At 41.6% G+C, this 25,463-nt stretch carries 21 protein-coding genes and 4 pseudogenes; 15 read left to right on the plus strand and 10 right to left on the minus strand.

The window, feature by feature from the left end; genetic code table 11:
* The first annotated feature begins 325 nt into the window (after positions 1–325).
* Complete coding sequence (locus HMPREF2573_RS03675) at positions 326–1,117, plus strand: HesA/MoeB/ThiF family protein (protein ID WP_070472592.1); 792 nt, start codon at positions 326–328, stop codon at positions 1,115–1,117.
* A gap of 76 nt (positions 1,118–1,193) precedes the next feature.
* Here HMPREF2573_RS03675 and HMPREF2573_RS09035 read toward each other — a convergent pair.
* The 3 genes and pseudogenes from HMPREF2573_RS09035 to HMPREF2573_RS03685 all read right to left on the minus strand — a co-directional run.
* Positions 1,194–1,430: pseudogene (locus HMPREF2573_RS09035) on the minus strand (IS1595 family transposase); the annotation flags it as partial.
* Positions 1,431–1,531: 101 nt separating this feature from the next.
* Complete coding sequence (locus HMPREF2573_RS03680; RefSeq protein ID WP_003657697.1) at positions 1,532–2,878, minus strand: NarK family nitrate/nitrite MFS transporter; 1,347 nt, start codon at positions 2,876–2,878, stop codon at positions 1,532–1,534.
* A 20-nt stretch (positions 2,879–2,898) separates the two neighbouring features.
* Positions 2,899–4,170, minus strand: coding sequence for an MFS transporter (locus HMPREF2573_RS03685; RefSeq protein ID WP_070472595.1), 1,272 nt, complete (start codon positions 4,168–4,170; stop codon positions 2,899–2,901).
* Positions 4,171–4,478: 308 nt separating this feature from the next.
* On the opposite strand from HMPREF2573_RS03685, the gene HMPREF2573_RS03690 reads away from it, so the two are divergent.
* From HMPREF2573_RS03690 to HMPREF2573_RS03750, 13 genes and pseudogenes are all read left to right on the plus strand, one after another.
* Positions 4,479–6,449 (plus strand): type IV pili methyl-accepting chemotaxis transducer N-terminal domain-containing protein, encoded by a 1,971-nt coding sequence (locus HMPREF2573_RS03690; protein WP_003657694.1) that lies wholly within the window; start codon positions 4,479–4,481, stop codon positions 6,447–6,449.
* A 7-nt stretch (positions 6,450–6,456) separates the two neighbouring features.
* On the plus strand, positions 6,457–7,113 hold the full coding sequence (gene narL, locus HMPREF2573_RS03695) for a two-component system response regulator NarL (protein ID WP_003657693.1): 657 nt from the start codon (positions 6,457–6,459) through the stop codon (positions 7,111–7,113).
* Positions 7,114–7,265: 152 nt separating this feature from the next.
* Positions 7,266–8,351 (plus strand): GTP 3',8-cyclase MoaA, encoded by a 1,086-nt coding sequence (moaA, locus tag HMPREF2573_RS03700; RefSeq protein ID WP_003664526.1) that lies wholly within the window; start codon positions 7,266–7,268, stop codon positions 8,349–8,351.
* 61 nt (positions 8,352–8,412) lie between these two features.
* Positions 8,413–9,090 carry an MOSC domain-containing protein gene (locus HMPREF2573_RS03705; RefSeq protein WP_003657691.1) on the plus strand — a complete coding sequence of 226 codons (678 nt, stop codon included), beginning with the start codon at positions 8,413–8,415 and terminating at the stop codon, positions 9,088–9,090.
* 38 nt (positions 9,091–9,128) lie between these two features.
* Positions 9,129–9,698, plus strand: coding sequence for a molybdenum cofactor biosynthesis protein B (gene moaB / locus HMPREF2573_RS03710; RefSeq protein ID WP_003657690.1), 570 nt, complete (start codon positions 9,129–9,131; stop codon positions 9,696–9,698).
* 67 nt (positions 9,699–9,765) lie between these two features.
* On the plus strand, positions 9,766–10,353 hold the full coding sequence (locus tag HMPREF2573_RS03715; protein ID WP_077656027.1) for a molybdenum cofactor guanylyltransferase: 588 nt from the start codon (positions 9,766–9,768) through the stop codon (positions 10,351–10,353).
* Complete coding sequence (moaC, locus tag HMPREF2573_RS03720; protein WP_003657688.1) at positions 10,346–10,837, plus strand: cyclic pyranopterin monophosphate synthase MoaC; 492 nt, start codon at positions 10,346–10,348, stop codon at positions 10,835–10,837. Before HMPREF2573_RS03715 ends, moaC begins: the two co-directional genes overlap by 8 nt.
* Positions 10,827–11,078, plus strand: a complete 252-nt coding sequence (locus HMPREF2573_RS03725) for a MoaD/ThiS family protein (protein WP_003657687.1) — start codon at positions 10,827–10,829, stop codon at positions 11,076–11,078. The genes moaC and HMPREF2573_RS03725 overlap by 11 nt, the downstream gene beginning before the upstream one ends.
* Before the next feature lies 1 nt (position 11,079).
* Complete coding sequence (locus HMPREF2573_RS03730) at positions 11,080–11,574, plus strand: molybdenum cofactor biosynthesis protein MoaE (protein ID WP_003659514.1); 495 nt, start codon at positions 11,080–11,082, stop codon at positions 11,572–11,574.
* Between the two features lie 49 nt (positions 11,575–11,623).
* On the plus strand, positions 11,624–12,049 hold the full coding sequence (locus HMPREF2573_RS03735) for a TOBE domain-containing protein (protein WP_003657685.1): 426 nt from the start codon (positions 11,624–11,626) through the stop codon (positions 12,047–12,049).
* Between the two features lie 40 nt (positions 12,050–12,089).
* Positions 12,090–12,853 (plus strand): annotated as a pseudogene (gene modA / locus HMPREF2573_RS03740) (molybdate ABC transporter substrate-binding protein).
* Positions 12,854–12,894: 41 nt separating this feature from the next.
* A complete protein-coding gene (gene modB / locus HMPREF2573_RS03745; RefSeq protein WP_063454000.1) occupies positions 12,895–13,587 on the plus strand; it encodes a molybdate ABC transporter permease subunit in 693 nt (230 codons plus the stop codon).
* A gap of 59 nt (positions 13,588–13,646) precedes the next feature.
* Positions 13,647–14,264 (plus strand): ATP-binding cassette domain-containing protein, encoded by a 618-nt coding sequence (locus HMPREF2573_RS03750; RefSeq protein WP_036335675.1) that lies wholly within the window; start codon positions 13,647–13,649, stop codon positions 14,262–14,264.
* A 20-nt stretch (positions 14,265–14,284) separates the two neighbouring features.
* On the opposite strand, the gene glp is transcribed toward HMPREF2573_RS03750, so the two are convergent.
* The 7 genes and pseudogenes from glp to can form a co-directional block, all read right to left on the minus strand.
* On the minus strand, positions 14,285–15,562 hold the full coding sequence (gene glp / locus HMPREF2573_RS03755; RefSeq protein ID WP_070472597.1) for a molybdopterin molybdotransferase MoeA: 1,278 nt from the start codon (positions 15,560–15,562) through the stop codon (positions 14,285–14,287).
* A 29-nt stretch (positions 15,563–15,591) separates the two neighbouring features.
* Positions 15,592–16,695, minus strand: a complete 1,104-nt coding sequence (locus HMPREF2573_RS03760; RefSeq protein ID WP_003671613.1) for a peptidylprolyl isomerase — start codon at positions 16,693–16,695, stop codon at positions 15,592–15,594.
* Between the two features lie 133 nt (positions 16,696–16,828).
* Complete coding sequence (gene narI, locus HMPREF2573_RS03765; protein WP_003671612.1) at positions 16,829–17,530, minus strand: respiratory nitrate reductase subunit gamma; 702 nt, start codon at positions 17,528–17,530, stop codon at positions 16,829–16,831.
* A gap of 2 nt (positions 17,531–17,532) precedes the next feature.
* Positions 17,533–18,333 (minus strand): nitrate reductase molybdenum cofactor assembly chaperone, encoded by an 801-nt coding sequence (narJ, locus tag HMPREF2573_RS03770; RefSeq protein ID WP_003657677.1) that lies wholly within the window; start codon positions 18,331–18,333, stop codon positions 17,533–17,535.
* Complete coding sequence (narH, locus tag HMPREF2573_RS03775) at positions 18,334–19,872, minus strand: nitrate reductase subunit beta (RefSeq protein WP_003672344.1); 1,539 nt, start codon at positions 19,870–19,872, stop codon at positions 18,334–18,336. It lies immediately after the preceding gene.
* Between the two features lie 61 nt (positions 19,873–19,933).
* Positions 19,934–23,688: pseudogene (locus tag HMPREF2573_RS03780) on the minus strand (nitrate reductase subunit alpha).
* Positions 23,689–23,848: 160 nt separating this feature from the next.
* Positions 23,849–24,468, minus strand: a pseudogene (gene can / locus HMPREF2573_RS03785) (carbonate dehydratase).
* Between the two features lie 183 nt (positions 24,469–24,651).
* On the opposite strand from can, the gene HMPREF2573_RS03790 reads away from it, so the two are divergent.
* On the plus strand, positions 24,652–25,428 hold the full coding sequence (locus HMPREF2573_RS03790; RefSeq protein ID WP_003663432.1) for a Crp/Fnr family transcriptional regulator: 777 nt from the start codon (positions 24,652–24,654) through the stop codon (positions 25,426–25,428).
* Positions 25,429–25,463: the final 35 nt, after the last annotated feature.

Below are 25,463 nucleotides of genomic sequence, written 5' to 3' on the forward strand. Positions count from 1 at the left end.
CAAACTCCCGATGGTACCTGGGTGATATATAGTCTAATAAGTTATATTTATTAAATATAATATTAAATAAAATTATCTAAATGTATGTCATCAACTTTAGTGTACTATCCAATTCATTAACGGGTTTTTAACGCAAATTATTCAAATTGTTTTTTGCAATCTAACATTATGTCTGTAGTTCACTACACAAAATAATCCCTCTAAAATATATTATGAAATCATTTGTCTAAAACTCACGACAATATCATTTACCCAAAAGTTGTATTGACATAACACGATAATCTGAGCAAACTATATTTCTTGATAATTTGATACATATCCTATGATGAATACCGATACCAAACCCCACCCCAAAACCGAATTATGTGATGCAGAACTGATGCGTTATAGTCGTCAAATTTTATTAGACGGATGGGATATTGAATCACAACTTAAAATTAAGCAATCATCCGTTTCACTAATTGGAATGGGTGGTTTAGGTTGTATGGTTGCTCCGATTTTAGTGAGAGCGGGTGTGGGTGAAGTGCATTTATTTGATTTTGATACCATAGATGACAGTAATTTACAAAGACAGCTGTTGTACACTCAAGCAGATATTGGTTTACCAAAAGCACAAATAGCTAAACAAGCACTGATAGAACAAAACTCTTGGGCTGCAGTCCATAGTCATAATATTGCACTCAATGATGATACTATAAAAGAAAACTTAATATCTATTAAATCAGACTTATGGATTGATTGCAGTGATAATTTCGATATTCGTCAAACACTTAACCACCATTCGATCATAACCAGTACAGCCCTACTTTCATTGTCCGCCATTGGCGAAACTGGGCAAGTTGCACTTTTTGAGCCAAAAAAAACAGGCTGCTATGCATGTTTATTTGGTACTTCAATGAGGGCAGCCCAAAACTGTGCAACTTCTGGTGTCTTAGCAAGCACGGTGGCGGTGATCGGTGCACTTGGTGCTGACATCGCCTTACATTTTCTCGGTAAAGATCAAAATACCTTAAAAGATACGCTGATGGTATGGCAAGGTTCTCGTACCAATTTTCAAAAAATGAAATTTACCAAAAACCCCTCCTGCCCTATTTGTCAAAAATCTATCGCGCTATAATAATTTAGGGGCTGTACTAGATTAGCCCAAATCCCACACCATCTTCTCAATACTTTAAGCTGATTAGATGGTGTACTTTGCGAATGCTGCCAAAATAGCTTTCATCAAGCCCTATTTCGTCATCAAACAATTCTTTAGCCTCAAGATTAAGATGGTATTCTATCACAAGTCTGATTTTATGGTAGAATCAAGCTGCTGAATTTGGGTGTATTTGTAGCAAATCAGCTGCCGAACGAGCAGTAGCTTCAAGTACAAAAAATTCAAGCAGTCTTTTTTGTACTTTTTTACTGAGTTTACAATGGGTTATCTTCATAAAACTAGTATAACATGAGAGTTATTCTAGTACAGCCCCTAATTTAAAATGAAGAAATAATAAAAAACGGCTTTTATCAATAAGCCGTTTTTTATTTAATACTAACAAGGATATGGGGCATTTCTGCGTGAATAATACCACCATGTCAAAGCGATACATATAATATAAAATGCAATTAGTACAAGGAAGGTGCCATTTACCCCCAGACCTGAACCGAACATTTTTGGGATAAAAAAACCACCATATGCCGCAAATCCCGCCGAAAAACCTACAACTGCAGCGGATTCTTTGCGTGCTTGTGTAATAGCATCAGGGGAGTGTAAGCGTTCATGCATGGTTCGAAAGATCACAGGAATCATACGAAACGTTGAGCCGTTACCAATCCCAGTGGTGATAAATAGCAACATAAACCCAGCAAAATAGCCTGTAAAATTACCATTTTTAAGGAAAAACATAACTGCGATGACAGCAATTGTCATAATAATGTAATTCCAGAATGTGACGCACGCACCGCCAACCTTATCAGACAACCAACCACCTACAGGACGAAATAGAGCGCCAACCAAAGGACCTAGAAAGGCAACTTTTAGAGGATCGATCTCAGGAAACGACTGCTTAATAACCATAGGGAACGCCGCACTAAAGCCGATAAAAGATCCAAAAGTTGCCAAGTAAAGAATGCACATGATCCAATTATGTTGTCTTCTAAAAATAATTGACTGTTCTTTAAATGACGCTTTGGCGTTGCTTAAATCATTCATTCCAAACCATGCAAGTACAGTCATAATAGCAATTGGAATAACCCAAACAAAAGCAGCATTTTGTAAATATAAAACTTTACCAGATTCAGTAACCTGGCCATCCCCCGCCAATGCACCAAATAAAGAAAATCCGATGATCACAGGCACAACAAACTGCAGTACAGATACCCCTAAATTACCCAAACCCGCGTTTAAGCCTAACGCCATACCTTGTTTAGACTTAGGGTAAAAAAATGAGATATTAGACATACTGGATGAAAAATTGGCACCGCCGAAACCGCATAATAGTGCGATGATTGCAAATGTGGTGAAAGAAGTTTCAGGGTTTTGTATAGCCAAACCCAACCAAATTGTAGGTATAAGCAAAGATGCTGTTGACAGTGTCGTCCAGCGGCGACCACCAAAAACAGGTACTAAAAACGCATAAAATAAACGCATGGTTGCCCCAGATAAGGCAGGTAGTGCCAAAAGCCAAGACAGCTGCGCTTTATCAAATTGAAAGCCAACTTCAGGCATACGAACTACAATCACGCTCCAGATAACCCAGACCGAAAATGCAAGCAATAGTGCAGGAATTGAGATAAAAAGATTTCGAGTAGCGACACGGCTGCCGCCATTTTGCCAAAATTTTTCATCTTCAGGACGCCAGTCATCGATGCGACGACCACCTTTGAGTTGATTATTCATTTAGGTCTCCAAAATATTAGCTATAATTTTAGGGTTTTTGATTGATGGTCTTGTTCTATTTTTGGCTTGACCTCTGATAAATAAATCCAAATCAAACTCACCCACACCACACCAAACATGATCATAAACGCCGATGAACGAATACCTGTGATATCCACAGCGGCACCAAACATAATCGGTAGAATAAAGCCGCCAAGACCCCCTGCCAAGCCCACAACACCTGATACTGCACCCATATTATCCTTGTATTCATCAGACAAATATTTAAATACTGATGCCTTACCAATGGCAAAGGCAATACCTAGCAAGAAAATCAATACAGTAAAGATGGTGGCATTTAAGCCAATATAAAAGCTTTTTTCCCCCTCAACTGTCTGAATGGTCAAGAATGTTTGAGGATAGGATAAGGCAAATAGTAGCAAAAACGATGACCAAAGTACCCACCAAGTGACTGTGTGTGCCGAATACTTATCTGACAGCCACCCACCCAGTGCACGCAATACCCCACCAGGCAAACTAAAACACGCTGCCAAAAATGCTGCTGTTTGTAGGCTAAAACCATATTCGCCGACATAATACTTGGTCATCCAAAGCGCCAGTGCTACATAGCCACCAAAAACGATCGAATAATATTGGCTATAACGCCAAACATTCTTATCCTTTAGAACAGCCAGTTGACTGGCAAGAGTAGCATTACTGGCAGTACGATGCGTTTTATTATCATAACTAAAAAACCAAAAACCTATGGCTGTAATCAGCATAATACCTGCATAAACTTTAGGTAAAAAACGCCAGCCTTCTGCAGCACTGGCTGCTGTGGACGCCCCTACAGCGATAATGGCAGGACCGATCATCTTAGTAATCGCTGAACCTGCATTACCTGCGCCAAATACACCCATGGCAAAGCCCTGCTTGTCTGCCTCAAACCACTTGGCTACATAGGCGATACCCACCGAAAAGGATCCGCCCGACAAACCAACAAACAAGCCTAATAACAAAAATTGCCAATATTGATCAGCATACCCCATTAAAAAGATCGGCAATACTGTCGCTAACATTAAGACGAAAAATACAATGCGCCCGCCATATTTATCCGTCATGATACCCAGCGGTAAACGAACTAGCGAACCTGTCAAAACAGGCGTGGCGGCAAGTAATCCAAATTGGGTTTCATTTAAGTCAAGTGCTTGCTGAATAGGGATACCCAAAACAGCAAACATTATCCAAGTCATAAAACATATCGTAAATGCAACGGTCGACGAGATGAGTACAATGGTAGATTTTGTTGTCATGATAGGCTCTTTTTAAAAGATACTAAAAACAGATTTTATTTGGATATCAAAATCTCTCCAAATAAATCAGCTTTACAAAAGTACACAAGCTATAATAAATTGAAATTTTTTTGAATTAGTTGATTTAAATCAATCATAAATTAATGCTCTTATGTCTAAAATATAGATTTCTACTACTTAAGAAGTAGTCGTTCTTCATAAGGATTAGTGTATAATTGCCTGATTTTTCAAGAACTTGTTTTTAAGAACCTGATTACAATCAATCATTTTTTACTCAAACAGCAGATCTTGGCTTTTTGGGGGTATGTATGTTAAATAACCGACTTAGTGGCTTTTTGCCAAAATCGCTTTCAGTGCGTGCTTGGCTGGCAGTTGGCGTTATTGTATTTTTTGCGACAGTCACAGCCAGCACTTCAGCAGTCTTAGCCTGGGTATCAAAATCTGATGCTCAAGCACTCAACTCTGTCGGATCAATTCGGATGGCAACTTATCGCATTAATTATTTATTAACAACCAATACCACTTTACCAATTGATGATCATGTAAAACTTGATCCTACCTTATCGATCAATCAACAACTGATTGATGATATGCAAGCGCGTTTGAATGTGCTGTATGCATATCAGAATATGCCTGGCAATAAGGACACTGAGATAGATAGCCAAACTAAAACAATTCAACACCATTGGTTAAAGATGCTAAAGCCTGCTTTAGTAAATAATGATAGTACCGCAGTATTAGTGGCGTCTGGTAAATACATTAAAGAAGTTCACGAGCTAACTAAAAAAATTCAGGTTCGCAGTGAAACCCGCCAGCACTGGCAACAAGTATTACAAATGTCTGCGCTTGGTATCATCTTATTAACCCTATTATTAGGTATGTATGAGCTTCGGCGTAATGTACTAAGACCCATTCACTTTCTCATAGACAGTACGCAGCATTTCAGACGCGGTCATCATGTGCCTGCGCTGGTAACTGGCTATCAAGAGTTTCAAACGCTTAGCAACTCATTCAATGATATGGCAGATACCATTAGCGAACATCAAGCCAAGCTCAATCAAGAAGTGTTAAACAAAACTCGGCATCTTACCCAAGCTAACCAATTGCTTAAACTATTGTATGATTTTTCCAATCAGCTCAATCAAGAGCCTGTTACATTATCTAAGCTACATCATTTACTTGAGAATTTTTCAAAGATAAATCCAAGTTTTGGGTTTACATTATGCTTGCATGATCACCTAAAATTAAATGAATCTAGCACTTCAGGACCTCTCTTGAAAAATGACACTGTGCTTGTGTCATCTAAAGATAGCATTAGTATTCACAGTCACTCTGTTGAAGAATTGCAAACAGGCAAAACCGATCTTTTGTCGAGTGAAATTTGTTCTACAGGCAACTGCGATCAATGCGCTCTTAAAGCCAGATCTACGACAAGAATTTATCCAATCAGCGCCCAAAACAACTACTGGGGCGAGCTGATGGTTCATCAGCAGTCTGAAGAAGATGATACCACCATTACCAAAGAACTTGTACAAGTGTTGGTAAGTTTAGTAAGCCTAGTATTCACCATCCAAAAACAACGTCAGCAAGAGCATCAATTAATACTTTTAGAAGAGCGGAACACCATTGCCCGCGAACTACATGACTCATTGGCACAGTCATTGTCATATCTAAAAATTCAGCTTTCTATGCTAGGTACGCACGCGCGCCAACTTTCTGACGCAGCTCAACAAAACCAAAATGATACGCTCATGGATCATAATGAAGCCATGCTTCAAGTTTTAGGGCAAGCACGTTCAGGGCTTGATGCTGCCTACATTCAGCTGCGCGAGTTACTCGTGACCTTTCGCTTAAAAATAGAATCGGGCAGTTTTGATAATGCCATTGAACAGGCCTGTGACGAATTTTCTGCGAAAGGTGGTTTTAATATTACATTAGATAATCGGATTTTAAGCCAAAATCTAAGTGCTAATGAGCAAATTGACTTATTACAAATTATTCGTGAAGCATTATCCAATATTCAGCGCCATGCATACGCCAAAGAGGTAACTGTCAGCCTTTATCAAAAAACACATTTAGACACTGAACAGCGTATTTATCTGGAAATTGGTGATGACGGCGTGGGTTTACCAAAGCATATTGATGAACAACAGCATCATGGATTAAAAATTATGCAAGAGCGCACGCACAGTTTGGGTGGCGAGTTTGATATCAGTCAAAACACCCCAAAGGGCACTTTGGTGCGTATTTGGTTTTTACCTAAATTTTATGAGAACTAGGAATAACATGGTTTTAAAGATTTTTACCGCAGCCAATCCTGCACGCCTTCTTCTTGTCGATGATCATCCGATGCTACGTCGTGGTTTGGCAGATTTATTAAGTCTAGAAAAGGATGTTCAAGTCATTGCTGAAGCCAACCATGGGATGGAAGCCCTGGATATTCTAAATCAAGAAATTGTAGATCTTGTGATTTTAGATCACACCATGCCTATCTTAAATGGCATTGAAACGCTCAAAAAAATACGGGAGTTGGGTATTCAAACCAAAGTTCTATTATTTACCGTATCGGACAATAGCAAAGATGTTCAAGATGCGCTTCATTTAGGCGTTGATGGCTATCTACTCAAGGATATGGAGCCAGAGCAAATCATTACTGATATACGTAAGATTTTGTGCGGTGAATTAGTCATCAGCCCAAGTCTTGCACCGATTTTAGCACAAGCTATGCGTAAACCTGTTAAAACTGACAGCAGTCACGAGCTGACAGAGCGCGAGATCCAAGTTGCTAAAATGATTGCTCAAGGGATGAGTAATAAGATGATTGGTAACAAGCTTGGTATTGCTGAATCCACAGTTAAAGTTCATGTCAAACACATTCTTGGTAAGATTGGCCTGCGTACGCGCGTTGAGATTGCCGTTTGGGCGGTTGGTCATTATCAGTGATAAGCGAAATAATCAAGCATTGTAGTGACACATACATCCAAAGTAGTAGAGAATGTCAAAAAATTTTAACCATGTGGCTATAGGGAGCTTGGGTATTTTTTGTTATAGTTGTAATACATTCATCACCGAGGCAACGCCCATAAGTTATTGTCATGAAAAACTCTTTATTATTCCAACCGGCGCAGCCAGCCCACCAAGCGACGGATTGTTTTGACACGGTATTTTATGGCAATGAGTTTACCCTAGCAACATCCAACTCAACAGAAAAATTGACTGATAACTTTCAGCGTAAACTAACCTATCTTAGACTTTCCATCACTGATTTTTGTAATTTTCGTTGTAATTATTGTCTACCTAATGGCTATCAAGGCAAACGTCCTAATAACGAGCTGACACAACAAGAAATTGCTACTTTATTGGCAGGATTTGCTGCTCTTAGCACCACCAAAGTTCGTCTGACAGGGGGCGAGCCATCTATACGCCATGATTTGCCTGACTTGATCAGACTCATCAAAAATACAGAGGGTATCAAGACCGCGTGTATCAGCTCCAATGGCTATAAATTAGGCAAACATCTATCCGCTTGGCATGATGCAGGCTTGGATAAATTAAATCTAAGTATTGACAGTTTTAATCCCACAACATTTCATAAAATTACAGGATATGATGGCTTGCCTGCTCTACTTCGTGATATTGATAAACTCTTATACTCAACTAGCATCACCTTAAAGCTCAACGGCATTTTGATGGCACATACCGCCTATGACAATCTTATGGCAGCACTGGACTTTGTCAAAGATCGCCCCATTACTTACCGTTTCATTGAATTTATGCAAACATCAGATAATAGCCAACTGTTTTTTGCCGAACATACTAGCAGTCAGCATATCAAAACCTATTTAATCAAGCACGGTTGGAGGGCTCAAATGCGTGCAACGGATGGTGGACCTGCAACTGAATACAGCCACCCTGATTATGTCGGTAAAATTGGTCTGATTGAACCTTATTCACCCAAATTTTGTGATCATTGCAATCGCCTACGTGTTAGTAGTCAAGGTCAAGTGCATCTTTGCTTGTTTGATAGCCAAAATTACGACATTCGTCCTTATCTGACACAAGGTGACACCCAGGGGCTTATTCAAGCTTTACAAGCCTTAATGCCTATCAAACCTGAACATCATCACCTGCACTCTGCCGACAGCGGCATGATGTATAATTTATCCTTGGTAGGCGGCTAAAGTGTGATTGATCGGTTATTTCACTGATTGCTGAAATCATCAGTACATAATGAGGCAGGAAATGAATACTCTACCTAAATTTATTGGCACTCTGACCACCGTACGCACAGGTAAAATTGAGCCGTTTGTGCGTGGCGTGAGTGCTATTAATAAAATTCCCATTGATGGCAGCATGAAAGTTGATTTACTGGGTCTAGATGCAGACGAACAAGCTGAGCATAAATTTCACGGTGGACCACTCAAAGCAGTGCATCAAATGCCAATCACCACCTATGATGTCATCAATCAGGCGTTTGGTTTGAACATCCCTGTTGGCTCACTCGGAGAAAATTTAACCGTCATTACCGATAAGATACCGATGGACGAACGCTCGGTATGCATTGGCGATATCTATCAATTCGGTGATGCAGATGATTGCGTACAGCTTCGGCTAGTGCAGCCTCGCCGTCCTTGTTATAAGATCAATGATCGATTAAACACTCCAAACATATCTTCTTTTGTTAGTCATCAAGGCATTGCTGGGTGGTATTATCAAGTGATCAAAACAGGCATCATTAAGCCTGACTTATCCGTCTACCTTATCGAACGCCCTTTTGAATACGCCACTTTGCACACTCTTTGGCAAATAGTGAATCAAAAAAGCAAAATCGATGCCGCTACTGCCAATCAGTGGCTGAACATTGATTGCCTTGAGAGCAGCTGGAAACAAAAAATTTTTAATAAAACCCTAAGACCCTAACTTTGATTTGATACTTTAATTAACCCACAGGACATCTTATGTGTAACTTATGTAATGACCCTAATCATCAACCACAAGCCAAAAAATCCGATAAACCATTTACTCCCTTAAACATCGCTGTACTAACGGTATCTGATACTCGCATACTGGACGAAGATACTTCAGGAAAATTCTTGGTAGATAGCCTAGTGGAGGCAGGTCATGTATTGGTTGACCGCAAGCTGACCAAAGATGATATTTATCAAATCCGTGCAGTGATTAGTGCATGGATCGCTGATGAACGTATTCATGCCATTATTACCACAGGGGGTACAGGTTTTTATCATCGTGATAACATGCCAGAAGCAGTCGGCGTGCTATTTGATAAAGAAGTGCAAGGCTTTGGTGAAATGTTTAGATACTTATCTCATGGCGAAATCGGAATGTCAACCCTACAATCTAGAGCAGTGGCAGGCATGGCAAACAACACAGTAATTTTTTGCTTACCAGGATCAACAGGAGCATGTCGAACAGGCTGGGAGGGTATTATCAAACAGCAGCTGGATAACCGAACTCGTCCTTGTAACTTTGTACCACATTTAATGCGTCAAAATCCATCGCATGGCTAATAGTGGCAGATTTGGATTCTCAGTTTAATGGTAACTATAATATGATGCTTAACATCGGAATTAAGCCATGAGTTTATGCGCTGTCTTAATTTTAGCAGGGGGAGAGTCAACTCGAATGGGACAACCCAAAGCACAGCTTGCCCTACCTAACAAAAGTACGGTACTTGATTTTCATATCGCTTGTGCCAAAAAATTAAACTTACCTATTTTTTTGGCAGATAACGGTAAAAATTCCGCACATGATCCACTCATTACGCCACTTAAAGATTATTTGCCTTGCAATGATTCAGGTAAAGGTGCAGGTCCTTTATCCGGCATCACTGCTGGCTTACAGGCGGTAGAAAGCGAAGGCTATATTTTGACTGTTAGCTGCGATCATTTGCTAGCGATTGATAAAATTGCTGATATATTAAAGTTTACCAGTGCTCAAGTTGGCTATCTATACGCAAAAAAAGACTGCCCCTTATTAGGGGTTTACCACACCAGTATTCTACCAATATTACTTGATTTTCTGGCTCAGGGTGGTCGCTCAGTCATGCAATTTTTAGACCTTGTTGACCGCCAAACTTTTGATCTTAATGATGATTTACACTCTTTGACTAACTTTAACACACCCAGTGAATTTGCCTTAGCTTTGGAAAATTTTTATGACTGATTTAGATCACCACACCCTAACTCATCTAGACGCCAATGGTGATATTAGCATGGTTGATGTTTCAACCAAAATAGTAACCCAGCGCAGTGCCACCGCAAGCGCTCAGGTAATTTTTCCTTCAAATATCTATTTAGCCATCAAAAACACTGATGGCATGACAAAAAAAGGGTCAATTACCCAAACAGCTCATCTTGCAGGTATTATGGGTGCTAAGAAAACGAGCGATTTAATCCCTTTATGCCATCAGTTACCCCTTGATAGTGTCAAGCTAAGCTTTGAATATAATGATGCAAAATGTGCCATCGTTGTGACAGCGGCTGTCAAGGTAGCTCACAAAACTGGTGTAGAAATGGAAGCCTTAACAGCAGTATCAGTAGCTTGTCTGACCATCTATGACATGACCAAAGCAATGAGCCACGACATTATCATTACCGATGTTTGTCTATTAAATAAAACTGGGGGGAAATCTGATTATGTCAAATAACTTAACTGTTACTGTATTATATTTCGCCAGTCTTGCCGAACAGGCAGGTATAGATGAAGAAATTTTAACAACCTCGCATTATTATCTTAATGATATTTATTCTTATTTATTAGATAAATACGATTTTAATTTAACACAAGATGAATTGGCGGTTGCTGTCAATCATCAGATTGCCAATTGGCAGACTAAGGTTAGCAATGGTGATATCATTGCCTTCATTCCACCTGTCGCTGGAGGTTAATATGGCTCAAAAACTACATCAAGGCTCATCAAAGATCTCAATAAGCCATGAAGCTGCCTACCATGTGGCAATCACTGATGGATTTGCCTTATTAGACACCTTTATCGATGAGAAGAAGCTAAAAAAAGGTTTGCTTGATGACCGCTGTGGGGCTTTAGTAACCTTTGAAGGTTGGGTGCGAAACCATAACAACAGCCGCCCAGTAGAGAAGCTCACCTATTATGGTTATGAGGCATTGGCACTTAATCAAGGAAAGCTATTGATCAGTGAAGCCTGTCAACGTTTTAAAATTGAAAATGCCATCGCCATGCATCGCATCGGTGATCTGAACATAGGCGATATGGCGGTGTGGATAGGCGTTAGCGCTCATCATCGCTATCCCGCCTTTGAAGCTTGTCAGTGGTTGCTCGACGCCATCAAAGCAGACATTCCTGTATGGAAGCAAGAATTTTATACCGACAGCAACCAAAGTTTATGGTTAAGTAATAATGGTTAAGCCATTATCATAATCAATTTTTATCAACCGCCAATCAAGAAGAACACCCATGGCAATCAGTGCAAGAAATCAACTTAACGCCACCATCAAACACATTCAATCAGGGGCAGTCAATGATGTCATCAAACTTAGCTTAACCGATGGCGATGAATTAACAGCCGTGATTACCTCGGAGAGTACCAAACGCCTTAACCTTGCTGTCGGTGGCAGCGTGGTGGCGATTTTTAAAGCCCCATCGGTCATCGTCGCAACAGATGATGAGCTGATTTTATCGTCTCGCAACCAATTGCAAGGCACGGTGGAGAGCATCACCGACGGTGCGGTGAATGCCGAAATTACCATCAAAACCGCCAGCGGTACAGTGATTAGTGCCATCATCACCAGCCAAAGCTGTCAAAATCTAAACCTAGCCGTGGGTTCGCCTGTTACTGCTTTAATTAAGGCATCACACATCGTCCTTGGTGTCAAAAAGTAACGCCCAAACCCCACAACCACAGAACAAACAGGAGCATGTTATGACAGCAACCATCAAATCAGCCATCAAACCTTTATTCATCGCCATGATGGTCATGGGGGCAACATCAGCCCATGCAGACCTTACCGTGTATGCCGCTGCCAGCATGACCAATGCTGTTGAAGACATCAATAAGTTGTATGAAAAAAATACAACAGCAAAGTAAAAACTTCCTTTGCCGCCTCATCTACCCTTGCCAAACAAATTGAGCAAGGTGCGCCTGCTGACATTTATATCTCGGCAAACACCTCTTGGATGGATTATCTTGCCAAAAAAGATAAGATTGTTAGCAGCAGCTACAAAAACCTATTGGGCAACCGCTTGGTGATGATTACCCCCAAAAACAACCCCATCAAGACCAACATCAAAATAGACAAATCCTTTGACATCGGTAATGCCTTTACAGGCAAGCTATGCACTGGCAACACCGCCAGCGTGCCTGTGGGCAAATACGCCAAAGAAGCCCTAACCAACCTAGGTTGGTGGGACACCATCGGGCCACGTTTGGTAGAGACCGAAGATGTGCGTGCTGCGTTAAACTTTGTGAACCGTGGTGAATGCCAGTTGGGCATTGTCTATGCCACAGATGCCAAAGTGGTCAAAAATGTGCAAGTGATTAACACCTTCCCAATCACCACACACACGCCGATTGTCTACCCCATCAGCATGGTTAAGCAAAGTCGTGAAGCCCAGCAGTATTATAACTTTTTACAGACCAAAGAAGCCAAAGCGGTTTATCGCAAATATGGTTTTAGTGTCTTGTAATCAGTGTCTTGTCATCATTTTTATCAAGGTTTGGTATAATCATGAACCTAACACTGTCGCCTGATGAGATGGCAGTCATCAAACTGTCCTATCAAATCGCAAGCGTGAGCCTTCTGGTCAACCTATTGCCAGCGATTGCCATGGGTTGGCTGTTGGCTCGCAAAGATTTTTTTGGCAAGTCTTTGTTTGAAACCCTTGTGTTTTTGCCCTTAGTTCTGCCCCCTGTTGTGCCAGGCTATATTTTGCTGGTCTTATTTGGCAATCAAGGGATCATCGGACAATATTTATCACAGTTGGGCTTTGATTTGGCATTTAATTGGAAAGGGGCGGTATTGGCATCAGCGGTCATGGGCTTTCCCTTGATGGTGCAATCGGTACGCCTTGCCATTGAATTGGTGGATAAACGCCTTGAACTGACCGCCATGTCATTGGGGGCAAGCCGTTTACAGGCATTTTTTCAGATAACCTTGCCACTGGCGGGTGCTGGGATTGTGATTGGGGCGATTTTATCGTTTTGTCGCAGTTTGGGCGAATTTGGGGCAACCATCACCTTTGTGGGCAACATATCGGGGGAGACTCGCACCTTGCCATTGGCGATTTATAGCCTACTACAACAACCTGACAGCGACGCCCAAATCATGCGATTGTTGATGTTGTCGGTTGGGGTGGCGTTTTCGGCATTATGGTTGTCGCAGTGGTATGCCCGTTATCAAAAAAGAAGGCTTGCACAATGACACAAACCGCACAAACACAAACCGCACAAACCGCCCAAACATCAAAAGATAACCCTTTGATATTTGATTGTCAATTTCAGCTAGTGCTTGGCAGGCTGGATTTATCCGTTGATTTACAATCATCACAGCCTGTCATGGGGCTATTTGGGATTTCAGGCTCTGGCAAAACCAGCATTTTACACACCATCGCAGGGCTAAATGCCCCAAAAAATGGCAGTATCCGTATCAATGGGCAAACCTGGTTTGATGGCGAAAAAAAAATCAACATACCCATTCAGCAGCGACGAGTGGGCTTGGTGTTTCAAGATGCCCAAATTTTCCCCCATAAATCGGTGATGAATAATTTGCTATTTGGCTATCACAACATTGATGATGACCAAAGACGCTTTCACCCTGATGAAATCATTGAGCTGTTAAAATTGGGGCATCTGACCCAGCGTATGCCCACCAAACTATCAGGCGGTGAAAAACAGCGAGTGGCACTTGGGCGGGCGTTGCTTTATTCACCAAATTTGTTACTTTTAGATGAACCATTATCCGCCCTAGACAGCATTCACAAACAAGAGATTTTGCCATTTTTTGAGCAGATTATCCACACCACTCACATTCCCATGCTGTATGTCAGCCATGACAAATCAGAAATCCAGCAACTGACCGATGAGATTTATTACTTATAAAATCAAATGGTCAGTGCAACTCACACCACCCAATCAAATAGCTGAATTATCACCTGCTCGCCTTTATTCACACCCATACTATTTTCATCAAGCACAATTAGACAGTTGGCTTGAGACAATTGTTTGATGCGGTGCGAGTCTTGCGCACTTGATGGTGTGACTTGTAATTTTTTTTCACCCATTTCAAAATAGCCGCGCTGATACTCTCGCCTACCTACACTTTTCTTGATGTTTGCCGTCGTAATCGCAGGCAGATGTAAGGTAAGAGGTGCATCTATTGCCCCTAGTGCCTGCCATAGTGCTGGACGCACAAAGTTAATACAGCCAACTACTGTAGAAAGTGGATTGCCCGGTAACCCAAAATACAACACTTTACGCGCATCAGCAGCAAATTCACCAAAAACAAACGGCTTGCCTGGCTTCATAGCAACTTTATAGTGATTAATTTTACCCAAGCTTCTTACCACTTCGGTTAAAAAATCATAGTCGCCGACAGAAACACCAGCGCTAGAGATAATTATGTCACATTCTTCAATGGCACGCTTTACCACTTCGTAAGTCTCATCAAATACATCTTTGACAATGCCATAATCCTTGATTATGATAGGCAATTTTCTTAATAGTGCCTTTAAAGTTGGTGTGTTTGAATTATAAATCTGAGCCAAATCACTCAATGGCTGACCAATGGAAACCAGCTCATCGCCTGTGGCTATTAGACCAATTCTAAGTGGTGAAAACACTTCAATTTCATCATATCCCATGCTAGACAGTAGACTAATATCACTGGGATTCAGACGCTTACCTGCACTAAGCAAGGTATCACCTTGAGCAATCTCTTCGCCTTGGTAGCGGATATTGGCACTGGCTTTAGCAGGCTTGGTTAGTACAATGTAATAAGGCTGAGATTTATCAGTTATGTTAATTTGATCAAAAGTAGTATGTTCTTGCATCACTACCGTATCACAACCCTCTGGTACAACCGCTCCTGTAAAGATACGCACCGCTTGATTAGGCAAAATCTCGCCATTAAACGGCGTGCCTGCACAAGACTCGCCTATGACGGTAAAACCATCACCCTGCTGTAGTTGGCTTTGTGCAACCAAGGCAAATCCATCCATTGCCGAAACATTCTGGCGTGGTATATCGAGATTCGCATTAATATCAACTGCCAATATGTGATTAAGTGCATCGTTTAAAGCCAGTACTACCCTCTGTCTGGATGCCAAAGGATTATCAATATTCAAATACTCGTCCACGCGACTGATAATTGATTTTTGAAGCTCATCTACACTAATCATGTGTTTTCCTTTTATAAATTTATTATAAATCAGCCACGATATATATTTTGCTCATTCATCTTAAGCTCAATGCCAATAATATCAGCCTTTTGGCTCAATTCAAATAAATAGTCACACAAACTATGATGAAATGACTGCTGCTTAAGATGATTTTCAATGATAGGATATGCCTCTTCAAAGCTCAGCTGCCTACCCTCCTGCTTTTGTAGAACTTCAATCACATGGATCCCATATCGTGTTTCAATCGGATTAATACTGATACCAACTGGCAAAGCAAATACGGCACTCTCAAATTCAGGCACGGTACTGCCTTTTTGTAATACACCCAGTTCACCGCCATCATCTTTTGAAGGGCAGGCAGAGTATCGACGTGCAAACTCAATAAAATCACTATCTCGATTGTGGCTTTGATTAAGCCGATCGATCAATTGGCGAGCTTGCTTTTTTAATTCAATGCGCTCTTCACCCTCTTGTGGTGGACACGCAAGCAAAATATGGCGAAGCGTCATTATTGGCGTACTAACAAATTCAACTTGATTAGCATGATAGTAATTCTGACAGCTTGCCTTGTCTGGAGATTTGGCGATGACTTGCTGCTCTAACAGCTTAGCGATGGTAGCTTCTTCATTCTCTAGCCACGCCCTCTCGCCCAAGCACTCAATCACTTCTTGACGCAGTAATTCACGCATAACTAAGGCTTGAGCTGCTAAAAATAATGCTTCTTCTTGGCTATTAGCAGGATGATACTGCACTTCGGCAGCTACTGCTTTGGGGTCTATTGCTACGCCATTTACAGTGATATTTGGTAAAGTTTGGTGGCTTGAGGCGATTAGATTGGTGCTGTCAAAAATCTCTTTATCTAATGCTTGCTTGATAAATTGAGCATCAGATGAAGGTCTGCCCAAGTCTTTAGAAGTTGGCATAATACGAATATTATCGCTCTTTTGAGCCAAATTCTCTATATTCAATACTTTGATGAGCTTAGTAGAATCATTATGTTCATCTGCGCATATATTTTGAATTGTTTGTTGAGTCGGTATATAGGTTCCAACGCTCATAAGACCTCTAATAATGGTTACAATGAAAATATGGATAATAAAATCATTATCCAAAATAAAGAGTCTATTCACCATACTTCTTTAGGAGAATGCAAATTCATCATTTTAAAGACACTTTCTGGTGATAAAAAACCACAAAGACAAGAATGCAGTCTTTGTGGCAATGGCACAGTATTTTATTATTGTTGTTATTATTCCGTATTACTTACTAAGATCTCTTTTGGCGGACAATTTGATAACGCCTGCCAAGATACCAAATTGGGGCAGAAATGATATGGATTAAGCGAGTAAATGGCACAAGTAAGATTAAGGTTGTGCCTAAGAACATGTGCATTTTATAAACCAGTCCAGCATCTTCTACCAATGAAGCGGCGTAGACTGGGCGTAATATCGCCAGGTTTTGTGCCCACCCTGCCAAGCTTAACATCAATGCACCATCACGATGCGTCGGATATGACCAAATGGTTGCAAGTCCCATGACCAATTGAAGCAAAATAATTAACAGTAACATCTTATCGCTAAAAGTTGAGGTGTGGCTGATGCGTGGGTTGGTAAAGCGTCGCCAAATTAACATGATAAGCCCAATTAAGCACATTATCCCTGCAATGCCACCAACAATCACTGCCATCAGTTGTTTTTGTGGTGCGGTGATGATGCGTTCATAAATAAAATGGGGGGTAAACATGCCAAAAAAATGTCCAAGCAATACGACAATGATGCCAATATGAAATAAATTGCTTGCCAATCGCATGCCTTTATCTGACAACATTTGACTTGAGCCTGCACGCCATGTGTATTGAGACAAATCAAATCTTGCCCAACAACCAAAGATGCACACTGTCAAGGCGATGTAGGGATAAATGCCAAATAAAAAGACATGTAACCAATCTTCTGGGTTTGTTGTGTTCATAATCAGACTCCTTGTGTGGTGGCTTTGGCGGATTGGTTGAAGTCAACCCAATGCACAGGAACTTCGGCTTGGCGTTGAGCGTGTTCACCTTGTAGGTTTGCGATACGCTGTTTGGTTTGGTTTGATGGGCAGTTTTGTTGTTCTGCTCCCAAAAAATCCACCATTTCTTCTTCCCATGCTTTGTCAATCGCTTCGGTGGTGTCATCAGCAGGTTGGTTGTCTTTGTGCATTTTGGCAAGCTGTTGGTCAATGACACTCAGTGGTTCACCTGCGATTTGCAACAATGCTTTAAATAGACCAACATAGTGGCTGTTTTTATCCATTAAGCGAGCCGCCAATAAGGTAACAATGTGGCTAATATTGGCAATTTCTTCACGAATCTGCATCTCATCATGGTTGATGGTGGCTTGGTGGGATAAAAATTCCAAATACATCGGTAGATAGTCAGGCAATTCTTTTGCGTTAATCTCAAATCCAGCCATGTCATATTGAGCCATTAAATCCACCATGGCTTGCCCACGGTCTCGACTTTCACCATGAACATGTTCAAATAGCCATAAAGATAAGGAACGACCTCGCTCAAATAGGCTGTCATATTTGGCTTGTGCTTCTAGCTCACCGAGTGCAGCCATCTGGTCAATTAAGGTGGCGATGTCTTGTCGCACCTCAGGGCTGATAAGACGGCTTTGCATGACAAGCTGTTTGCATTGGTCTAAGTTATCATCGATAAACAGTTCGTGTTCAGGGTAATCCATGAGCAAGCTGATGACTTTAAGCAGTTTCATGTCTGTGGCAGATGTCATTTATAGCTCCCATGTTTGTACGGTTTTGATAAAATCACGCTTATTATTTTTCTTTTGTCCAAACATGTGGGTGTCATTACCTCCTGTACAACCATTACCAAAGGTAAAGCCACAACCATTGCGTTCAGCAAACGCATCGCTTAGGGCTTCTTCACGGTGAGCGGTTGGGATAACAAAACGGTCTTCATAGTTGGCAATGGCAAGATAGCGGTACATATCTTCCACTTGGGCAACGCTTAAGCCAACAGCGTCTAACACTTCTTGAGCATCTTGTTTTTCAACCAATTGTAGGCGTTTATAGCTTCGCATGGCAAGCAGGCGTTTTAGTGCCAAGCGTACAGGCTCTTCATCGCCTGCGGTGAGCATGTTGGCAAGGTATCTTAAAGGAATGCGTAAACTGTCCACATCTGGAATCAGTCCGTCCATGCCCACTTGACCTGCTTCGGCGGCGTTTTGAATGGGTGATAATGGTGGCACATACCACACCATAGGCAAGGTACGGTATTCTGGGTGCAAGGGCAGAGCAAGCTTCCAATCGACTGCCAGTTTATAGACAGGGGATTTTTGAGCAGATTCGATGACGCTCATTGGCACGCCGTCTTGTAAGGCTTGTTTGATGACTTTAGGGTCATGTGGGTCTAAGAAAATATCAAGTTGTGCTTGGTATAAATCTTGTTCGTTTGATAGGCTGGCAACTTCGTGGATTTTGTCTGCATCATACAATAATACGCCAAGGTAGCGAATGCGACCGACACAAGTTTCAGAGCAGATGGTGGGCATGCCTGCTTCAATACGGGGGTAACAGAAGATACATTTTTCTGATTTGCCCGATTTCCAGTTGTAATAGATTTTTTTGTAAGGGCAGCCTGAGATGCACATACGCCAGCCACGGCATTTGTCTTGGTCAATCAGCACGATGCCATCTTCTTCACGCTTATAAATTGCCCCACTTGGACAAGATGCCACACAAGTTGGGTTTAGACAATGCTCACATAGGCGTGGCAAATACATCATAAAGGTATTTTCATATTGCCCATAGATGTCAGCTTGTATGTCATCAAAATTCTTATCACGGCGACGCTTAGCAAACTCTGACCCAAGAATCTCTTCCCAATTTGGCCCCCATTCAATTTTTTGTATGCGTTTGCCTGTAATTAAGGAGCGAGGGCGTGCAATGGGCTGATGTTCACCAATTGGGGCGGTATGCAGATGTTGGTAGTCAAAGTCAAATGGTTCATAATAGTCATCTATCATGGGCAAATCTGGGTTGGCAAAAATATTGGCAAGCACTCTAAATTTACCCCCAATTTTGGGATTAATTGAGCCATCTGCATTGCGTATCCAACCACCTTTCCATTTACCTTGGTTTTCCCATTCTTTTGGATAACCGATACCGGGTTTGGATTCCACATTGTTAAACCATGCGTATTCCATGCCCTCTCGGCTGGTCCAAACATTTTTACAAGTGACTGAGCAGGTATGGCAACCGATACATTTATCAAGGTTTAACACCATGCCAACTTGTGAGCGAATTTTCATTTTAATTTTCCTTGACCTAGCGACAGCTTAGTAAAATGTGTCATGATATGTTGTAAAATCATCAGTCCAAAGTGGTGGGTAATGGGCGTGGCAATTCATCATCAGCCCTGCCCTCTAGCCAGTCAATATTTGCCATTTTACGCACCACAACAAATTCATCACGGTTACAACCAACCGTACCATAGTAGTTAAAGCCATAAGAGAATTGGGCATAACCACCAATCATGTGAGTGGGTTTTAAGATGGTGCGAGTAACCGAGTTGTGAATACCACCACGAGTACCTGAGTTTTCAGAACCTGGGATATTCACCAGTTTTTCTTGAGCATGGTACATCATGGTCATGCCTTCTTTGACTCGCTGGCTGACCACTGCACGGGCGGTGATTGCCCCGTTGGCATTAAAGACTTCAATCCAATCATTATCTTCAATGCCTGCTTTTTGGGCATCAATCTCACTTATCCAAACAATTGGACCACCACGACTTAAGGTGAGCATCAATAGGTTTTCTGAATAGGTGCTGTGAATGCCCCATTTTTGGTGTGGTGTTAAAAAATTAAGCACAATTTCTTTGTTGCCATTGGATTGATATTTTTTAAATGCTTGGGTGGTTTTGGTGTCAATTGGCGGACGGTATTGTTGCATTTGTTCGCCAAAGGCTTGTATCCAAGGGTGCTCAACATAAAATTGCTGACGGCCTGTGATTGTCCGCCATGGAATCAGTTCATGCACATTGGTGTAGCCTGCGTTGTAGCTGACTTTGTCAGATTCAAGCCCTGACCATGTGGGACTTGAAATGATTTTTCTGGGTTGGGCAACAATGTCATTAAAGCGGATTTTTTCATGCTCACTGGCTTTTGCCAAATGAGTGTGGTCACGTCCTGTTTTTTTGGATAATTCTGCCCATGCTTTAACCGCAACATGACCGTTGGTTTCTGGGGCAAGCATCAGTACGGTTTCAATGGCATTGACGACACTGCTCATATTGGGGCGTGTGTTGGCGACGCTGTCATCATGAATGCGATAATTTAACTGCCCCAATTGTTGCACTTCTTCTTTGGTGTCCCAGTCAATGCCTTTAGAGTTATTACCAAGCTTGTCCATTAAAGGACCAAGAGAAGTGAACTTGGCATAGGTGCTGGGATAATCTCGTTCCACAACTTTGATGAGTGGGCAATTAATGCCGGGTATGGGTTTTTCACCTGCACTTTTCCAATCTGTGCCACCAAAGGGTTGAGCCAATTCATCGGCACTGTCATGTTGCATGGGTAAGGTAACCACATCGGTTTGTGTTCCCAAATGCCCAACACAAAGGCGAGAGAATGCCTTAGCGATGTATTTATAAATCTCCCAGTCAGTTTTTGCTTCCCACGCAGGGTCAGTGGCAGCGGTGAATGGGTGGATAAATGGGTGCATGTCTGATGTGTTGATGTCTTCTTTTTCGTACCATGTGGCGGTGGGCAGTACAATGTCAGAATACAAACATGTGCTGGACATTCTAAAGTCTAAGGTGGTTACCAAATCAATTTTACCCGTTGGGGCATTTTCAACAAAGTCAATTTCGTTGGGTTTAAAGCCAGTTTGTACCGTTTCATCACCCAATAAGCCATTTTTTGTCCCTAACAAGTATTTGAGCATGTACTCATGCCCTTTACCTGATGAACCCAGTAAGTTTGACCGCCAGATAAACATATTGCGTGGGAAATTTTGCGGATTGTCGGGTTGTTCGGCAGCAAAACGCAATGACCCATTGTGCAGACTTTCAACCACATAATCTTGAACACTCATGCCTTTGGCTTTTGCTTGGGGGGCAATGGTCAGTGGATTTTGGTTTAATTGGGGGGCAGATGGCAACCAACCTGCCCGCTCAGCTTTAATGTTGTAATCGAGCATATGCTCTGGAAATTGCGATTTATTGGCATGAGATGAAAGCAATTCATGGGCAGAGACAGTTTCATGTCGCCATTGGCTTGAGTGATTGTAAAAAAGCTTGTGCCATTCATGTGGCGTGGTGGTCTGTGCCAATCCAATCCAAACGCAACAGGCGCCCAACCAGATTGTGGTCTGAGCTTTTCTTGACCCACATAGTGAGCCCAGCCACCCCCTGATTTGCCAATACAGCCACAGAGCATCAGCATATTAATCACACCACGATAATTCATGTCAAGATGATACCAGTGGTTCATGCCTGCTCCGATGATGACCATGGATTTGCCTTGAGTTTTGTGGGCATTTTCGGCAAATTCACGGGCGATTTGAATCACCTTTTCACGACTGACACCAGTGATTTTTTCTTGCCAAGCAGGCGTACCTGCGATGTTGGCATCATTGTAATCATCGGTGACATTTTGACCACCATGCCCATTATCAACCCCCAAATTGGCAACCATCAAATCAAAAACGGTGGCGACTTTGGCGGTTTGTCCATTGGCAAGACTGATGGTATGGCAAGGAATGTTTTTATACTGAATGGCATCACCAGCGGCAGCGGTAAAATAGGGGTGTTCATCACCACCAAAATAGTCCAAACCAACGCTTGCCGTCTCGCCAGAACCTTTTAATGACAAAGTCAAATCCACGTCGCCATTATGTTGACCTTCTTTATTTTCCAAATTCCAACGCCCTGTTTCACCCCAGCGATAACCGATTGAGCCATAAGGTGAAACAAGCTCACCATTTTGGTTCATGGCGATGGTTTTCCATTCAGGATTATTTTCTTGACCTAAATTGTCAATTAAGTCAGATGCCCGTAAAAAACGCCCTGCTTTAAACTTATCGTCTTTTTCTTCAAGCACCACCAACATGGGTAAATCCGTGTAGCGTTTGGCATAGTCTTGGAAGTAATCACTTTGAGATTTCAGATAAAACTCTTTGATGATGACATGGCAAAATGCTTGAGCCAAGGCGGCATCTGTGCCTTGTTTTGGGTTCAGCCATAGGTCACAAAGTTTGGCAATTTCGGCATAATCTGGGGTAATGGCAACCGTTTTTGTGCCTTTATAACGCACCTCGGTAAAAAAGTGAGCGTCAGGCGTACGGGTTTGTGGCACATTTGAACCCCACGCAATGATATAATCGGAATTGTACCAATCAGCAGATTCAGCAACATCGGTCTGCTCACCCCAAACCATGGGAGAAGCTGGCGGCAGGTCGCAATACCAATCATAAAACGACAAGCATGCACCACCTATGAGCGATAAATATCTTGACCCTGACGCATAACTGAGCATGGACATCGCAGGAATGGGTGAAAAACCAATGATGCGGTCAGGACCAAAGGTCTTAGCGGTGTAAACATTGGCTGCTGCAATGATTTCTGCACACTCTTGCCAAGATGAGCGTACAAAACCACCCAAGCCTCGTTTTGACTTGTATTCAGCAGATTTGGTAGGGTTTTCAACAATGCTTGCCCATGCCAAAACAGGATCGGTATGTTTGGCTTTGGCTTCACGCCATAATTTTAATAATGGTTTACGCACTTTTGGGTATTTTAAGCGGTTGGCAGAATACATATACCAGCTATAGCTTGCCCCACGAGGACAGCCACGAGGCTCATGGTTGGGCAAATCTGGGCGAGTGCGAGGATAGTCCGTCTGTTGTGTCTCCCAGGTTACCAGACCATTTTTGACATAGATTTTCCAAGAGCATGAACCTGTGCAGTTCACCCCATGTGTAGAACGCACCACTTTGTCATATGACCAGCGTGCCCGATAGCTGTTTTCCCATTCACGGTTTTCATGGCGAGTCTCACCGTGGCTGTTGGCAAATTCACCTTGTTTTCTTTTAAAAAATCGCAGTTGGTCGAGTAAATGGCTCATTTTGCTTTCCTCGTTATTATAAAAAGAGCTTAGCTGGCTAGCGACAATCGAAACACCAAGCTAACATTGATTATAAAAATTTATTGGTTACCTAACTATTGCCTAAATGGCTATCATTAGATACTTCTTTGGGCGTAGTTGAATGACTGCTTTAATTTTATTAATGCGAATAGATAAATGCCGATGCCAGCTGTTGTGCGTTACTAATACTCACGCCCAAGTCCTCAATCAGCCCACTATTCATGTCATAAATCCAGCCATGTACCGAAAGTTGTCTGCCTTGATACCAAGCATTTTGCACTATGGTAGTATGGCAAACATTAGTGACCTGACGCTTAACATTGATTTGGCATAATAAATCTCAGTTAAACCCTCAAAAGCCTCACGATATTGGTAACGCATTCCTTTCAACGGTCTAAGCCAGTTATCTATCAGACCATATTCTTGCTGACTAAGCGCCGCTTTAACGCCGCCGCAACCATAGTGACCACATACGATAATATGCTCAACCCTAAGTACATCTACCGCAAACTGTAACACCGATAACAAATTCATATCAGTTGAAACTACCATATTTGCGACATTGCGGTGCACAAAAAGCTCTCCTGGCATGACGCCTACCACTTCATTGGCGGGCACACGACTGTCAGAGCAGCCGATCCATAAATATTTGGGTGACTGTGCCTTTGAGAGTCTTGGAAAATAGTCAGGATCACGCGCTGTCAGTGACTGTGCCCAATATTGGTTGTTATTTAACAAATCACTTAATGTTACATGCATGCACACCCCCAGAGTTGATTTGGTTTTAGCATAAATCAGCTATCAATACCTAGCTATGCTCTAAATGGTTAAGGCACTACCCTAAAGTAGTAAGCTTGGCTGGCTGCTTTCTACCTAAGCATACTATGGCTAATATCTGTAAATATTTACAATACTTCAATCTAAATTACCCTCTCTTTAGCCATGAAAAAACTCTATGATGAAAAAAAAGTTGTTTATCTTCAGAGCTTGAGCTGCCACCCTATTTTTGCAACAACCAATAAGAAACTTTCAATTTCGGCAGCAACGATTCACTACTACCCCAAAGGCAGTTTAATTTATTTGCAATATGCTAAAGTGCGTTATTTATATTTTTTATTAGAAGGTGCAATCCATTGCTATCGTCAGCAGCCCAATGGTCAAGAAAGCCTAATAAACAGATTTGATACAAATAAAACTCATATCCATCAGGTACAGATGATCAATGAAAGCCTGCCTAATTTAAAAGTAGATAAGTGTGATGAAAAACAAGATGAGATGCTTGCGTATAATCAATATAACTCATTTGGAAAAAATAGCTGCCATCAGTTAACCGCCAAAGCTTCACAAAATAGCTATGTTGCCATTTTACCCATTCATGAAATAAAGAAAACATTCAACAACTTGTCTTTAGCTACGATATTTACTTGGTATGCAGAGCAAATGTATGAGCAAATCTCGACACAGTTTTTATTGTATGATTTATTAAGCCTGAAAACTGCACAAGCGAAAGTAGCTTATTATCTATTATGCCATGCTGACAATAACAGCAAAATAGAGATATCCATGAGTCAAAAAAATCTTGCAAGCCTACTAAGTATCCGTGCTGAAACACTCAGCCGAACTTTGCGATCTTTGATAAATCAGCAAATTATTAGCGTAAATGGTGTACAATACACTATTTTAAAATCCGAACACCTAGAACAGATGGTGGAACAATGACCACACAAACGCTATTTCATTTTTGATGAGATGAT

Origin of the sequence: Moraxella sp. HMSC061H09, assembly GCF_001809255.1 — a bacterium.
Classification (GTDB): domain Bacteria; phylum Pseudomonadota; class Gammaproteobacteria; order Pseudomonadales; family Moraxellaceae; genus Moraxella; species Moraxella catarrhalis.